Annotated in this window: 10 protein-coding genes; 4 read left to right on the top strand and 6 right to left on the bottom strand. The window is 70.8% G+C overall.

The genetic code is table 11. The features are described 5' to 3' along the window. Window positions 1-28: 28 nt before the first annotated feature. Complete coding sequence (locus ACFVX4_RS14530) at window positions 29-2,104, bottom strand: sensor histidine kinase (protein WP_389976169.1); 2,076 nt, start codon at window positions 2,102-2,104, stop codon at window positions 29-31. Then, window positions 2,085-2,846: a response regulator transcription factor gene (locus ACFVX4_RS14525; protein ID WP_389976166.1), complete on the bottom strand. Its 762-nt coding sequence runs from the start codon at window positions 2,844-2,846 to the stop codon at window positions 2,085-2,087. The genes ACFVX4_RS14530 and ACFVX4_RS14525 overlap by 20 nt, the downstream gene beginning before the upstream one ends. A 286-nt stretch (window positions 2,847-3,132) precedes the next feature. Between ACFVX4_RS14525 and ACFVX4_RS14520 the strand changes: the two genes are divergently transcribed. Beyond that, window positions 3,133-3,951, top strand: coding sequence for a maleylpyruvate isomerase family mycothiol-dependent enzyme (locus ACFVX4_RS14520; RefSeq protein WP_389976164.1), 819 nt, complete (start codon window positions 3,133-3,135; stop codon window positions 3,949-3,951). Window positions 3,952-3,954: 3 nt separating this feature from the next. Here the strand turns inward: ACFVX4_RS14520 and ACFVX4_RS14515 are convergent, their stop codons facing one another. Further along, window positions 3,955-5,760, bottom strand: a complete 1,806-nt coding sequence (locus tag ACFVX4_RS14515; RefSeq protein WP_389976161.1) for an AAA family ATPase — start codon at window positions 5,758-5,760, stop codon at window positions 3,955-3,957. A 109-nt stretch (window positions 5,761-5,869) separates the two neighbouring features. Between ACFVX4_RS14515 and ACFVX4_RS14510 the strand changes: the two genes are divergently transcribed. Next, window positions 5,870-6,076, top strand: coding sequence for a hypothetical protein (locus tag ACFVX4_RS14510; RefSeq protein ID WP_389976159.1), 207 nt, complete (start codon window positions 5,870-5,872; stop codon window positions 6,074-6,076). Between the two features lie 92 nt (window positions 6,077-6,168). Then, window positions 6,169-8,298 (top strand): tetratricopeptide repeat protein, encoded by a 2,130-nt coding sequence (locus ACFVX4_RS14505; protein ID WP_389976156.1) that lies wholly within the window; start codon window positions 6,169-6,171, stop codon window positions 8,296-8,298. A gap of 19 nt (window positions 8,299-8,317) precedes the next feature. Here ACFVX4_RS14505 and ACFVX4_RS14500 read toward each other — a convergent pair whose 3' ends face one another. Both ACFVX4_RS14500 and ACFVX4_RS14495 read right to left on the bottom strand, forming a co-directional pair. Beyond that, window positions 8,318-10,195 (bottom strand): hypothetical protein, encoded by a 1,878-nt coding sequence (locus ACFVX4_RS14500; protein ID WP_389976154.1) that lies wholly within the window; start codon window positions 10,193-10,195, stop codon window positions 8,318-8,320. A 107-nt stretch (window positions 10,196-10,302) separates the two neighbouring features. Then, window positions 10,303-10,725 (bottom strand): GtrA family protein, encoded by a 423-nt coding sequence (locus ACFVX4_RS14495; protein ID WP_389976151.1) that lies wholly within the window; start codon window positions 10,723-10,725, stop codon window positions 10,303-10,305. A gap of 290 nt (window positions 10,726-11,015) precedes the next feature. On the opposite strand from ACFVX4_RS14495, the gene ACFVX4_RS14490 reads away from it, so the two are divergent. Continuing rightward, complete coding sequence (locus tag ACFVX4_RS14490; protein ID WP_389976148.1) at window positions 11,016-11,888, top strand: SAM-dependent methyltransferase; 873 nt, start codon at window positions 11,016-11,018, stop codon at window positions 11,886-11,888. 83 nt (window positions 11,889-11,971) lie between these two features. Here ACFVX4_RS14490 and ACFVX4_RS14485 read toward each other — a convergent pair whose 3' ends face one another. Beyond that, entirely contained in the window at window positions 11,972-14,644 is a 2,673-nt protein-coding gene (locus ACFVX4_RS14485) for a TIM-barrel domain-containing protein (RefSeq protein ID WP_389976145.1), read from the bottom strand. Between the last annotated feature and the right edge of the window lie 231 nt (window positions 14,645-14,875).

The raw sequence follows: 14,875 nt of genomic DNA, 5'->3' as shown, positions 1-14,875 counted from the left end.
AAGCTGTCAGAACGTTGTGGTCATCGCATCAGGCCTGGTCCGCGCCCTTCGGCGCCCTGCCGTCCGCCTCTTCCGGTCGGAATTCCGCCGGGCCGGTGGGACCTGCCGGGCCGACCGGACCCATTGGGTCTGCCGGACCCGCCGGACCCGCCGGACCCATCGGACCCGCCGGGCCTCCTGGATCCGCCGGCAGCCGGAGCGTGAACACCGAGCCCTGCCCCTCGACGCTGACCGCGCTCACCGATCCCCCGTGCGCCTCCACGAGTTTCCGTACGATCGCCAGCCCCAGCCCACTGCCCCCGGTGCGGCGGCTGCGCGACTTCTCGGCGCGCCAGAAGCGGTCGAAGACATGCGGCAGGTTCTCCGCCGAGATGCCACTGCCCGTATCGGCGACCTCGACCACGACCTCTTCGCTCTCTGCTTCAGCCGTCGCCACGTCCATCGATGCCCCCGCGCCGTACGCGCGCACCGTCACGCGTCCGCCCGACGGGGTGTGACGTACGGCGTTGGAGACCAGGTTGCCGATGGCCTGGCGCAGCCGGACCGGGTCGGCCCACATCACGGGGGAGGGGTTGTCGGCCACCGCCGACAGTGCCGAGAGCGCGACGCCCGCGGTTTCGGCCCGTCCCTGGTGCGCCGCGGCGACCTGCGCGAGGACGTCCTCGATACGGACCGGCTCGGGGTGCAGACGCAACGCGCCCGCGTCCGCCGCGGCGAGATCCTGGAGGTCGTCGATGATGTGCTGCAACTGCACGGCTTCCGTGTGCAGCGAGGCGATGAACGCCGGGTCGGGCTCCGCCAGGCCGTCCTGCGCCGCCTCCAGCCAGCCCCGGATATTGCTCAGCGGGGTCCGTAGCTCGTGGGCGACGTCGCTGACCATGTCCTTGCGCTGCGCCTCCAGACGCGCGCGGTGGTCGGCCATGTCGTTGAAGGCCGCTGCGAGCCGGCCGATCTCGTTGTCGTCGGCGACCAGCACGGGCGCGGAGTCCTCCCCGTCCCGCATCCGTTGTGCCGCGCCCGTCAGGGCGTGCAGCGGCCGTACGAGCCGGGACCCGGCAAGCACCGTGGCTCCGACGGTGAGCGCCAGGACGAGCGCCGCCGCGCCCGCGATCTTCGCGGTGTTCGCGGGGGAGAGGTCGAAGCCGGGAACGGTCGTGCCGCCCTCGTCGCCGATGAACAGCAGCGCGGGCGAGGCGACGTAGGAGCTGAGCTGTTCCCGGCGCGCCGTGTCCACGCAGGAGGCGGCGGCCCGGTCGTCCTCGCCGGTCCGGACGCTCGGTACGGGGGTGGGAACCCGGACGGCGGGAACGGGGGCGTCCGCCGGCCCGGTGCCGTCACCCCAGGACAGGTCCGGATTGAGTTGGATGCCCGAGCGGTCCTGACGTTTCAGGCAGGCGTTGGCGAGTCCATTGAGCGCGTCCAGCGCCTTTTGTTCGGTCGCCGTCGGGGAGTCCAGGTCGTCGGACGTGCACCGCGTGTCCTGAGCCCGGTCCGGATCATTGCCCACGACCTGTACGCGCGGCCGTCCACTCGGACCGCGGACCACGTCCGCCGCGACCCCGACGCGGCTGAGGCACGCCGCGCGCCGATCGGCGGCGCGCTGCAAGGCCGTACGTTCGGCGGTGGGCAACCGGAACGGACCGACCGCGCGCGGGTCGACACGGTCGGCCGCGGCACCCGCCCGATCGACCGTCCGGGACAGGGCGGTGTCCACGGACAGCGGGTCGACGATCGCCGAAGCCTGGGGCGGCAGCGCCGGCGGTGACGAGAGGGAAGCGGAGTCGGCGAGGGGCCGGCGCTGCTCGGTGGTCAGCGTGATCCGCCGGCCGGACTGCCTCGCCAGGTCGCGCACGGTGGTGTCGACGCCCTCCCAGGTGGGGTGGCCCGCCGCATATCCGAGCAGGGTGTTGTAGATCCGGGCGTCAGCGGTGAGATTCTGGCCCTGCTCCTGCTTGATGGCGCCGGAGGTGGTCTGCACGGCGAGCCAGGCGGTGGCGACCACCGAACAGGCGGCGACCAGCGCGGACACCGCCAGCAGACGGCCGAACAGACTCTTGCGGAGCGGGAGCCTGGTCCGCCGCTGCTCACGACGCACGCGAAGCATTCCTCGCCGGGTCCGTCAGCTTGTAGCCGACACCGAAGACGGTGAGCAGCCGGGCCGGCCGACGGGGTGCGGGCTCGATCTTCTTGCGCAGGTTCATGATGTGCACGTCGACCGTGCGGAAGCTGATGTACCGGTCGAAACCGTGCAGCTCCTCGAGGAGCCGCTGCCGGGTGAAGACCCGGTCGGGCTCGGTCGCCATGGCGGCGAGAATCCGGAACTCACCGGGTGTGCAATCCACGGACCGGCCCTCGACGGACACCTCGTGCCGGTCCGGATCGACGATGAGCGCACCGACCCGCAGCGCCTGATTCGCGGCAGGACCGGTGTCCTGACCGCCCCGCCGGCTGCGCCGCAGCAGCGTCCGTACCCGAGCCATCAACTCACGCGGGCTGTACGGCTTGGTCATGTAGTCGTCGGCGCCGAGATCCAGCCCCAGCAGCAGATCGTCCTCGGTGCTGCGGGCCGTCAGCATCAGCACCGGCAGCTCCCGGTGCTCGGCGCGCAGCACACGTACCACGTCCAGACCGTCGGCCCGCGGCATCATTACATCGAGCACCAGCAGATCGGGCTCCCGGTGCCGGACCTCGGCGAGAGCCGCGAGGCCGTCACCGACGACCGTGACCGCGTGACCCTCGTGCTCCAGGTAGCGGCGTACGAGTTCGGCCTGCATTTCGTCGTCTTCGGCGACTATGACATTTGCGCACACCCGGTGATCGTAGATGACTGGACGGAGACCACTCATGACACCGGACAATCGGCACGGGGCCCAGGCTGCGGTCGGGTTCCCGTTCGGCTCGGAGGGGGGTGGAAAGTGGTGCCGCCCATCAAAGCAGGGGAGTTACCCGTGGGTAGACATCGGATGCCGTCAGTCTTGCCGCAGCTGAAACGAATGGGCGCCGGCTCTTGCCGCAGGCCCCGCCGACTGGTGTTGTGTACCGCGGGCGGCCTGTTCACGTCAGGCAGGCAACAGCCGGGCAGGCATCAGGTCGGCAAGCAGACGAGCAGGCTCGGCCGAGGCGGGGAGAAACATGGAATCGGTGACCGGACACGATGCACTCGGCGCACTGCCCGAAGGGCTCGGCGACGCCGTACGGACCACCGCCGAGGAGATCGCAGCGCTGTTGCGCGGGGTTGCCGACACAAGCGTTCCGGTACCCGGCTCGGAGTGGACGGTGGGCGAGGCCGCGGCGCATCTGGCGCAGGCCAACGAGCTGATGGCCGAGCTCGCGGCCGGGCAGGAACGCGGCTACGGGGACGGCACGCCGCAGAGTCTGGCCGCTGCCAATGAGCGCGCGCTCGCCGGGTTCGAGGAGCGGGCCGCCGAGCCGCTCGCCGGGATGATCGTGGCGCACGCGGACACCTGCCTCACGGCCATGGACAGCACCGCGGCCGGGAGCGTGGTCACCCCGCTGGGTCCGATGAGCCGGGCGGTGCTGGGCTCGTACCTGCTGACGCACATGCTCGGCCACGGCTACGACCTCGCCCGTGCGCTGGGGCGCCGTCACATGATCGACCGCGAACGCGTCGCACTCTCCCTGCCGTTCCTGATGACGGCCATGCCCAGGGTCACCGATGCCGCGGCCACCGCCCGGCTCACCGCCGGGTACGCGATCCGCCTGTGGGGCGGCGCCCGATTCGGTGTCACGTTCACCGGCGGCGCCGCAACCGTCACTCCTCGACCGCCGGCCCGCCCGGACTGCACCATCCTCATCGAGCCGGTCACCTTCTTCCTGATGGCGCTCGGCCGCACCGACCCCTACGGCGCCATCGCCCGGGGCAAGGTGTTCGCCTGGGGCCGCAAGCCCTGGCTCGCCCTCCGATTCCCGGAGCTGTTCAAGGCACCCTGATCCCTACGCCGGGGTCCCGTGGGACTCCATGAGCTCCTGGTGGGCCGCCCTCACGTCCGGGGCGAGCACGGTGACGATCTCCTCCCTGGTGGGCGTCGTGCCGCCCGCGTGCTCGGCGTACAGCCGCAGATCCCGTTGCGCGGCGGCCTTCTGGCAGAGTTCCCGGGCGAAGCGGGCATTGCCCAGCGTGTCGGCCATGCCTTCGTCCACGGCCGCGGCGAAGAAGTCGCCGAGTGCGGCTGCGGCTTCCTCATCGGGTTCGTCGCCCTGACCGGACAGGACGGACCGGGCGATCAGGAGCAGCTCCTGCGCGGAGTACGAGGGGAAGTCGACGCGGGTGTTGAACCGGGACACCAGACCCGGGTTGGCGGCGAGCAGACCGGTCATCTCCTCGCGATATCCGGCGAGGACGACCACGAGCCGGTCCCGGTCGTCCTCGGCCCGCTTCAGGAGCACCTGGAGCGCCTCGTCGCCGAACGCGTCGCCACCGCTGTACCCGCTGTTGGACAGGGCGTACGCCTCGTCGATGAACAGCACTCCGTTCAGGGCGGAGTCGATGACCTCGCTGGTCTTGATGGCGGTGGATCCGAGGTGCTGCCCGACGAGGTCGACGCGCTGGGCCTCGATGACATGGCCGGAACGCAGCAGCCCCAGACCGGCGAAGACCTTGCCGATGATGCGGGCGACGGTGGTCTTCCCGGTGCCGGGCGGTCCCGCGAAGACGAAGTGCCGGGGCCGGGCGCCGCTGGGCAGCCCCTGTTCCTCCCGGAACGCCGCCATGCGCAGCTGAGCGATCAGGGTGAGGACCTGCCGCTTCACCGGCTCCAGACCGATCATGCCGTCCAGCGCTTCCTGGGCCTCCGCGAGCAGGCGCGCCATCTCCTCCCGCGACAGCCCGTCCCCGTCGCCCTCCTGAGGACCGGAAGCGGCCTCGGGGACCGTGGGTGCGGAGGCGGGCGCGGCCGTGCGGACCTCCGGGGTCCCCGCAGGGGACGGGGCGGAAGGGGCGGGGGAGGCCGTGGAAGGTGCCCCGGCCACCGACGAAGCCGTCGGAGCCGTGGAACGCGCCTGAGCCCGTACATCCACGTCGAAGAGGCCCGGCGCACACCGGAACGCGTACTGGTACCGCTTCAGCGCCTCCTCGGGCCGGCCCAGCGACTCCAGGGAGCGGCCCATGAAGTACTTGACCTCCGCGTCGAAACGGCTCCCGGACTCCAACTTCCTCGGCAGCTCCGCCAGCACGTTCAGGGCCTCGTGACAGACACCCTGCGCGAACAGCGCCGCACCCACGTACAGCTGAGCCTCGTCGTGCAGGAACGCGTCACGGATCCCCGGGGCGAAACGCAGGACCAGGGACCAGTCCTCCTTGAGGAAGGCATACCGCGTACAGACGAACCGGGTCTCGTCGCAGTCCAGTTGCGCCGTCGAGAGCCCGGCCCAGGCCTCGTCGAGCTTCCCGGCGTCCAGCAGTGAGGTCATGGCCGCCACCCAGAGGTCACGGGCGCCTTCGAGCCGGAAGGTGACGAAGTGGCCGAGCTGGAACCGGGAGCGGAGCGGCATCCCGAACTTCGAACGCAAGGCGCCGAACGATCCGGCGGAGCGGACCATGCCGTCCAGCGCCTCCTTCTGACGCTGCCCGGTCGCGTGCAGCCCCAGCCAGGCATCGGCGGCCAGCGGATCGTGCGCGGTGGCGAGCGAGAACCGTTCGGCGGCAGCCGCTTCGTCGCCCTGCTGCAACAGGCCCATCGCCTGCTGCCAAGCCTGCTCGGCCTTCTTGGCCGAACCCCGGCGTGCGGCTGCTCCCTGCACAGTCTCTCCCCTCGACGGGCCCTGGGCCCTGTCGTCAAACTGCCGTCTGCCGCGCGGTTTGACGACAGGGCCTGGGCCCGCGCGCCGACGGCCGACGGGGCTCGCCGTGATGACCTGGAACAACCGCCAGGATATCCAACACCACGTGGCGGCCGGTGAACACTCCCGAGGCCCGTTCGACGGCCTCGGCGGCATGACAGCGGTACCGACGCGCCGAATCCGCCCGGACATCGGTGAAAGGTCCATTTCAGGACAGGTGAACGGCCGGTCCGCGCCGGCCCGGATGATCACCATCGCGATGTCCGGAGGACATTGACCCGTCTGACGCTAACGTTGATCCGCACGGTGGCAGCGACGGTGCCGGGGAGGGCGCACCGCGCGGAACACCGGGAACGAGGAGTGCGCGACATGCTGGATCCCACTTCGGTGGCGGCGATTTCGGCGGTACTCGGTGCGGTCGGCTCGGGGATGGCCAACGAGGCCGGCAAATGGGCCTGGGAGTCCACCGGCAGTGCCGTACGGAGAATCGTCGGCCGTGAGGTCCCCGCCCCCGTGGCTCCTGACGAACGGGACGACGTGGCCCGCATGGTCCACGACCGGATCCGCGCCGATCCGCAACTCGCCGCACACTGGGCCGTGTTCGCTGCACGGGTGCGCCGCACCCCTGCCCCGGCCACAGCCGCGCGGTCCGACCTCCCCGCCTCCATAAGGTTCTTCACGGATCGCAAGGAGGCGATGAGACGACTCCAGCGAGAGGCGTCCCGCCGCCCGGACGGACGGCCCCGGCTCGCACTGGTGCACGGTCCGGACGGAATGGGTTCCAGCACGCTCGCCGTGCACTTCGGAGCACAGCCGACCCGCCTCTTCCCGGACGGGCAGATCTACGCCGACCTCGGCGGCGGAGGCGCCGGTGGCGCGCGCGACGTCGGAACCGTACTGCGTGCGCTGCTGCGTCAACTGCGGGTGCCGGACGAGGAGATGCCGACCGGGACCGATGAGCTCGGCGAGTTCTTCCGGGACCGGGTGGCGGACCGCAGGCTCCTGGTCGTGCTCGACCACGCGTACTCCGCCCCGCAGGTGCGGCCGTTCCTCACCCCGGCGCCCGGGGTGTTCACCATCCTGGTCGCCCGTGCCCCCTTCCCCGGCATCGACGCGGTGCGTGTGCCCGTGGGTCCGCTCTCGGACCGGGACGCGGTGCGGCTGCTCACCGACATCACCGACAAGTCCACGGTCGCCGCCGCTCGTGCCACGCTGCCCTCGCTGCTCCAGCGCTGCGGCGGGTCACCGTACGCCCTGCGCGCCGCGGCGTACCAGCTCTCCGCACCCACGCTTCCGCCACGCCGTTCCGAGGCGGACGGCGACCCGGTACGAGGGGCCGCCGAGGACAACTACCGGCTCCTGGCGCCGGAATCCGCCAGGCTGTACCGGCTGATGGCGCTGCGCGTCTGGCCCGCCTTCGACGCCGCCGCTGCCGCACGGACCACCGGCCGGGACCCTGAGGCCGTGGCGGAGTCCCTGGAGGACCTCGCCGACCGGATGCTCCTGGAGCGCGGCGGCGGGAGCGGCAACGGACGCTACCGCTACCGCCACGGGGTCCGCGCACACGCCGAGGCGGTCGCGATCCGGGAGGACGGAATCGCGGCGTGCTCGGCGGCTCTCGCCCGCACCCTGAGCGCCTACGCCGATCTGGCGGCATCGGCCGCCCACCAGGCGCTCCCGGAGAGCTGGCGCGTCCCCGCGCCCGCCGAGGAACGCGTCGGGCGGAGGTACGAGGACCGGGGCGCCGCCCTCGACGCGCTGCTCGCGGAGTCGGGCAACCTGGTCGAGGCGGTGCGCTGTGCCGAGGAGTCCGGCGACCCGGACACCGCCGTACGCCTGTGCCGCGCCCTGTGGCCACTACAGCTCAAGTCGGGCCACCACGAGATGCTGCTGCCGGCGCTCCGCATAGGTGCGCGTCTCGCCGACACCCATCGCCCCACGAGCCCCGACGCCGGAGCGCTGCACGCGCAACTCGCCCATACCCTCACCGAGCTGAAGCGCTGGGACGAGGCGGAGACGGAGGCGAGGGCAGCGGCACGTGCCGAGGAGGCGGCCGGCCACAAGCGGGGCCACGCCTCGGCCGTCGAGTTCCTCGGGCTGCTGAGACTGCGCCAGTGGCGGTACCCGGAGGCGTACGAGTGCTTCGACGAGGCGGGCGGCATCTTGGACACCATGGGCGATCAGGACGAGGGGACCGCCGACCTGCCGCGTGCGCGGGCCCTGCTGGAGCGCCATCGCGGACGGGCGCTGCGCGGTTTCGGGCCGCGGGAGGAGGCCCGGGAGAAGCTGGAGACCGCCCTGCGGTACTTCCGGTCGAGCGGCGATACGTACAACACGGCGCGGACGCTCACGGACCTCGCCGAGAGCCGGCTGGACGAGGAGAACGCCGAAGCGGCGCTGCCGCTGATCGAGGCGGCGATCACGACACTCGACGGGCAGAACGCGGAGTACCAACTGCGGTACCTCCGGCGTATGCGAGAGGCCTGCGTCACCGGGTGAACCCTCGTTCCCGGCCCACTCACCCCTTTGCTTCTGGAGGTGCCAGAGGAACGACCCGTACGCGGTGGAGCCGGGCACCCGTCCGCACGGCGAGTCCCTCGGCCACCGTCCGGGCGAGCCGCCGGCCGGCCGCGGCCGGATCGTGACCGCCGGTGGTCAGCCAGGCGTGCAAGGCAGAGGCGTACGCGGCGGGGGCCGCGGCGGACACGTCTTCCGCAGCGGACACGTCCTCCGTAGCGGACGGGGCTTCCGCATCGGTGACGGGCAACGCCTCCAGACGGAGCGGCGCCTCGCCACGCACCCGGACCACGCACGCGGACGGGCCGGTCACATAGGCCGCCAGGGAACAGCCCCGGTGGCGGCGGAGCACCTCGGCGGTCCAGACCGACGGGGAGCCGAAGCGTGGATCGTCGGGTGCGCCCTCCCGGAAGATGACATCGGCCAGATCCAACTGGTCCACGTCACGGGTGTCCTCGTGCACGGCGATGTGCAGTTCGCTGTCGGGATCCGATCCGGCCTCCGGCCGCGACCCCGCCCAGCGTCTGATCGCGACCTCTCCCGGCCCGAGCACCCGCGACAGGACCCGCAACGGGACAGTGGCCGTCGCGGCCTCGTGATCGGGCAGCGGGAGCGGCTCCAGCGATGCGGGCCGGCCGGGCTCCGGCGCACCCATCATCGAGTAGAAGAGCTGCCGGAGCCGGACCGCGGACTCGCCCGGCACGGAGGTGGTGAACTCGGCGGGCCCCGGCAACGGCCGGTGACGGCCGATGAGTTCCTCGATCTGCGCCGCCAGGGGCGCGCCGGGGTCGAGCCGCGGTGCCTCCCGCATGAACGCGGAGATCGGCGCGTCGGGGTCGAGGGCGTCGAGCGGCACGGCTCCCAGGAGCACGGGGGTGCCGAGGGCGGCGGCGTAGAAGGTGACGGATCCGTGGTCCCCGATCACGGCATCGGCGGCCAGCAGGGCCTGCCGCCACCCCCTCAGCGGATCGATCAGCGCCATCCCGCCGCGCCGTGCCCGATCGAGCCAGGCACGGATCTGACCGGGGCCGTGCCCGTGCCAGATGTTGGGGTGGAGTACGGCCGCGAACCGGTATTCGTCCACGGGGAACTCGTCGGCGACCCGGTCCAGCAGGGCGGCGACGACATCGCCGCCGTCCGGGGCCTTCCCGCCGTCACCGAAGAGCGACTCGGGGCTCCAGGTCGAGTTGAGCAGGACGAGCCGCTGTCCCGGCCGGACCCCCAGCGCACGGCGGAAGCGTTCGCGGTAGGGCCGTGCCGCGAGGATCCGGTCGTAGCAGGGGTCCCCGGCGAGCACCGCGGTCGGCGCCGCCTCGGGGCAGGCGAGGCACAACCGTTCGTACTGCTCGGGATGGGACAGCACGAGCGCGTCCGCGACGGGAGTGCCCTGGGGCGAGAGCAACCATGGAGGCGCGAGCCCGAACACGGGCGCAGGCACCACACCCGCCCCCGCCCCGATCCGGTGTCCGGTGTCCGGTGTCCGGTGTCCGGTGTCCGGTGTCGCCAGCCTCTTAGTGTATCCGACACCATGCGAGAGGACGGCCAACTGTCCGGACAATACGTCCAGTTGGCCGCCGAAGCTGGCGGAGATCACCAGGTCCACCCGCGTCTCGGCCGCCTGCTCCCACGGCAGCACCGGGATCCCCGTGTCGGCCAGCAATTCGGCGGTGCCGGCCGCGAACGCCGAGGAGCCCGTACAGGTCACCAGCAGCTGGACCCGCAGATCGTCGTCGAACAGTGGCAGCACATCGAGCAGCCGGGTCGCGGCGGTCACGTTGTGCACGACGACCAGCACGCGCAGGCACGTGCCCCGGGTCGCCCACCGTGCCGCGTCGTCCCCCACCGGCACCCGCACCCACCCGGCCCGCCCGTAGCTCATCCGCACGCCCCTCGTCCGCCCCGGCCCGCCCGCGGGCTCCGTGCCGCCCCACGCGACCGGTCACGACAGTCAACCAGCACGCCTGCCGCACGGCCATAAAGGGGGCGTCACACAGCCATCGCCACCGTGGACTTGTTCAGCGTGTCCTCGTGCGCAGAGCCTCGAACCCGGTCGCCGAAGACGACGACCCGCAGCAACGCGAACCTTCCGACCCCCGCGAGGGCGGACGCCGACAGATAGACCGTCTGCGCGACCAGGAGCGAGGGATCGGACCGCACGGCGAACAGGCAGAGCAGCGCCCCCGTGGTGAACGCGTAGCTCACGGCGACCGTCACCCCGGACTGCAGGTGAACCCCCCACCCCCTGCGCTCGCTCCGGAAGGAGATCCGCCGGTGCAACTCGGTGGCGAGGACCGTGGAGACGACGGTGACCAGTGCGTTCGCGATGGCCATCGGTATCCGCTCGCCGAGCAGCACGACCGCCGCGCTCGACGCCAGCCCGACTCCGCCACCGCACACGACGAACCGCACGAAGGCCGTGAGGAGAGGGCGAAAGGCGCGCGTCCGTCGACGGGTTGGGGCGGTCACCGGCAAGCCTCCGGAAGGTGGGTCGGGGAACGATGTTTCGATTCCACCTCAGAACCTACGGAGTCGGCGTCGTCCGAGCGACCGGATAAACCCCGACTCGAGTGGGGGACAACCCGGAAACAACCCTGGGCCGACCAGGCGAGACATGCCCTGTGACGTATGCGGCCATAACTCTCGCGACGCCCAGGTAGGTTAAGGCCATAGCTTGATCGCTTTCGCGTTCGGAGGTCTCCATGAGCGAGCAGCAGTCGTCCGCCATCCCGCCTGCCGAGCGGGTATCGGACCGCATCGACACCACGAGGCCGCATCCCGCGCGGGTGTACGACTGGTTCCTCGGCGGGAAGGACAATTATCCCGTCGACGAGGAGCTCGGCAAACAGATCGCCGGGCTCTCTCCGGACACGAAGCGCATCGCGCGCCACAACCGGTGGTTCATGCACCGTGCGATGCGCTGGCTCGCCGGCGAGGCGGGGATACGCCAGTTCCTCGACATCGGCTCCGGTATTCCCACCGAGCCCAACCTGCACCAGATCGTCCAGAGCGTGGCTCCCGACGCACGGGTCGTGTACGTGGACAACGACCCCATCGTCCTGGCCCACGCCGAAGCGCTGTTGAGCGGGAGCGCCGAAGGGGTGACGGCGTATCTCGACGCCGATGTGCGGGAGCCGGAGAGGATCCTCGAACTCGCCGCCGACGTGATCGACTTCGACCGGCCCGTCGCGCTCTCCCTCATCGCCCTGCTGCACTTCGTCGGCGACGGCGACGGCGACGGCGACGGCGAGGGGGCGGGGAGGAGCGAGGGGGCGTACGCCCTGGTGGAACGGCTGGTGGAGCGGCTTCCCGCCGGCAGTTTCCTCGTGCTGTCGCAGCTCACCGGCGACTTCGACCCCGAGAGTGTGGAGAAGGGCGTGGCCTCGTACGCGGCGGGCGGTGTGACGCTCGTACCGAGGTCGCGCCGCGGCGTCAGCCGGTTCTTCGACGCGCTGGAAGTGGTGGAGCCGGGCCTCGTCCAGGTCGTCGACTGGCATCCGGAACTCAGCCTCGGCGATCTTCCGGTGGAGACGCAGCCGGTGCCGATCTACGGTGCGGTCGCCCGCAAGCCGTAGCGTGCCGGGCGCACGGACCGGGGGCCGTCCGGAGACGGCCCCCGGCCATGTGCCGTTGCGCATGCGTGGGCTGCGCTCGTTGCCTACTTCCGCAGCTCGACGGTGAAGCCGCGCCCGGTGGAGACGGACAGCGTCTTGATCTCCGTGACCCCGGTCGCCGGGTCGGTGAACCAGCCGGAGCCGGCCGCGGCGAGCTCCGCCGCCGAGTTCAGCCGGTGCAGACGGCTGTGGTCCATGACGACCTGCGACGGGGCGCTCCCGCCATGCACGGTGAGGTCGTACGAGCGGGCGGACACCTTGCCCACGTAACGTCCCACGCTCGCACCGATCCTGACGGTGGTGCTGCCCTTCTTGCCGTGGGCGGGTGCCTGGACCCTTACGTGCTGGGTGGCCGAGGCTCCCTCCGCGAACTTCCTCGTCACGCCGTCGTCCTCGTAGAGCGTGTAGTCCGTGGTGCCCTGCGGGTGGATGTCGTAGCCGAGCCGGGTCCTGTCCCGGGACTCCCAGGACAGGGTGCCCTTGGGCCACATCGGCACGATCGACCCGCCCTTGACGAAGAGCGGCAGGGTGTCGAGCGGCGCCTTGTACCCGTTGACCGTGGTCGGGCCCTGGTAGGTCCTGCCCGTCCAGTAGTCGGTCCAGGTGCCCTTCGGCAGATAGATGCCGTTGCGGACGTCCGTGTCGCTGTACACGGGCGCGACCAGGAAGTCGGGTCCGGCCAGGAACTCGTACTTCGCGTCCGGGCCGAGCGTCGCCGGGTCGTCGGGGTACTCCAGCGAGAGCGGCCGGACCGCGCCGACGCCGGTCCTCGTGGCCTCCTTCGACAGGGTGTACATGTACGGCAGCAGCCGCTCCTTCAGCTGCAGGTACTTGCGGTTGATGGAGGTGTACGGCTCGCCGTCCAGCCACGGCTGCTGGTCGTGCGGCTGCTTGGTGGTGATGTCACCGGCCCAGCCGTCCATGGTCATGATGGCCGGGAGGAATGCCTTCCACTGCAGGTCACGGGTGTACATCTTGGGGTCGTGACGGTAGATGCTGCCGACATCACCCGTGTTGTACGCGATGCCGGACATCGTCGCGCCAGCATACGTCGGGATCTGCCAGCGGATGAAGTCCCAGGACAGGCTCTGGTCACCGCTCCACAGCACACCGCAGCGCTGCGCACCGGCCCAGGAGACGGGCAGCCAGACGAAGCCGCGGGCGTCGCTGTTGTTCTCGATGCCGGCCTTGGCCTGGTCGCAGGCGTCCAGCGCGAAGCCGTAGCCGCCGCCGACCCAGGCGACGTCCAGCTTGCGCACGCGTACGCCGGCCTTGGCCTCCTCGGCCTCGTCGGGCAGGCCGTTCTGTGTCCAGAGGCCGAGCTGGGCATGGTTCTTGTTGAGACCCGTACCCGTCTGGGGAAGGTTCTCGTATCCGCAGCCGTAGCCGTCGTTGACGAGCATCCAGCCGAGCGGCATCCCGTTGTCGACGTAGCTGTCGGAGACCTTCAGCGCGTCGAGGGTGTGGCGCTCGCCCCGGTTGGCGTTGTGGAGGTAGCAGTCGGCGGAGCCGGGCTCCAGCCCGTACACCGGTGGCATGAACGGCTTGCCCACCAGGGAGGTGTACTTGCCGATGACCGACTTGGTGTCACCGGTGAAGTAGTACGCGTCCAGGCGTCGTTCCTGCTGACCGGTCCGTACCGGCGAGTCGAAGTCGTAGATGCCGGGCGTCATGGTGTTGCGGAAGACGCCGTAGCCGGCCGTGGAGATGTAGAACGGCTGGGAGTTGTTGTAACCGCCCTCGTTCCAGTCGGTGTTGTTGCCGACGTTCATCACCTGGTCGCGGTGCGAGAAGCTGCCGTTCTGCTCGCCCCCGCCGAAGAACTGTTCGTCGGTGCCGCGCTTCAGGCTCTGCCGCATGCCGCCGCCGGTCCAGCGCAGCGGATCGGCCTCCTGCCAGATGGCCGTGCGGTTGTCGGCCTTGTAGAGGCCGAAGCGCAGCGGCTTCTTGTAGACGCGCATCACCACGCCCTTGGAGCGGATGCCGTAGTAGGTGCCCGCGTCGAAGGACTTGGTGTGCGGCTGGGCGGTGGGCTGCCGCCGGATCATGTGGCTGTCCTTCGGGTCGGCGAGTACGCCGTCCGGGGATGCCTGCAGCCGCAGGGTGTCGTCGGTGAAGAACTCGGCGCGGGCCTTGAGCGCACCGGCCTCGATCTCGTACCTGCCGTGCGAACCGCTGAAACCGGTGAGGTTCCCGGCATCGGTGGCCTCGGGGAGGTAGGCCTCTCCGCTGAAGGAGTTGTTGTGCACGTCGTAGGGGACGACGACCACGTGGTAGGTCCCGGAGGCCTTCGGGATGACCGTGGACTCGGGGTCGGCGGTGCCCGCGCTGGAAGCCACCTGCTTATTGGCCGAGTCGTAGATGTACATGTCGAAGTCGTCCGTGGGCGTCTCCCATTGGATGGAGACGGGGACGCCGCCCTCGGGGTTGTCGTCCCACTGACCCGCGGGCGGGTCGACAGTCAGGTCGAACCGGGCGCAGACCGCGTTGTCGGGGTCCTCGGCGGCCGTGCCGCACTTGGCGGGAGAGTCGACGGTCCCCTTGGCGTAAACCGGGCTCTGCCATGTCACGTTCTTCGTGGCGCTGTCCAGGGTGCCCGAAGGCGTGGCCGCGGCGTGCGCCTGCGGCGCGGGGGCGGTCAGGGCGGTGAGTGCGAGGACGATCACCGACAGCGTGCCGACCGCCGTCCGGCTGGGACGGTTCTGAAGGATCCGCAAGGAGTGTTCTCCGTTCGTACCGAACAGTGAAATAGGTGATGCCTGCGCAGACATGCTTGGAACGCTGGAGATTCGCGCATCAGAATTCACCGTGCGACCGGTGCATGTCAACGTTCCGGTGGCTGCTCCATGCCTGCCCGTGCCGATGCGTCGCATGGCCGCGCCACGGTGGGCGTGCGCGGCCGGAGCGTGGCACATCCCCGCCCTTTTGATCAGCCATGCTCAGAAAGC

This window comes from Streptomyces sp. NPDC058240, from assembly GCF_042882135.1.
In the GTDB taxonomy this organism is placed as follows: Bacteria; Actinomycetota; Actinomycetes; order Streptomycetales; family Streptomycetaceae; genus Streptomyces.
The sequence above is the reverse complement of the archived record's forward strand: the minus strand, read 5'-3'. Positions and strand labels throughout refer to the sequence as shown.

Bases quoted from the DNA above. Each gene is read 5' to 3' on its own strand.
- ACFVX4_RS14530 (WP_389976169.1), bottom strand. From the start codon at position 2,104: ATGCTTCGCGTGCGTCGTGAGCAGCGGCGGACCAGGCTCCCGCTCCGC.
- ACFVX4_RS14510 (WP_389976159.1), top strand. From the start codon at position 5,870: ATGACCTGGAACAACCGCCAGGATATCCAACACCACGTGGCGGCCGGT.
- ACFVX4_RS14525 (WP_389976166.1), bottom strand. From the start codon at position 2,846: ATGAGTGGTCTCCGTCCAGTCATCTACGATCACCGGGTGTGCGCAAAT.
- ACFVX4_RS14500 (WP_389976154.1), bottom strand. From the start codon at position 10,195: ATGAGCTACGGGCGGGCCGGGTGGGTGCGGGTGCCGGTGGGGGACGAC.
- ACFVX4_RS14490 (WP_389976148.1), top strand. From the start codon at position 11,016: ATGAGCGAGCAGCAGTCGTCCGCCATCCCGCCTGCCGAGCGGGTATCG.
- ACFVX4_RS14520 (WP_389976164.1), top strand. From the start codon at position 3,133: ATGGAATCGGTGACCGGACACGATGCACTCGGCGCACTGCCCGAAGGG.
- ACFVX4_RS14505 (WP_389976156.1), top strand. From the start codon at position 6,169: ATGCTGGATCCCACTTCGGTGGCGGCGATTTCGGCGGTACTCGGTGCG.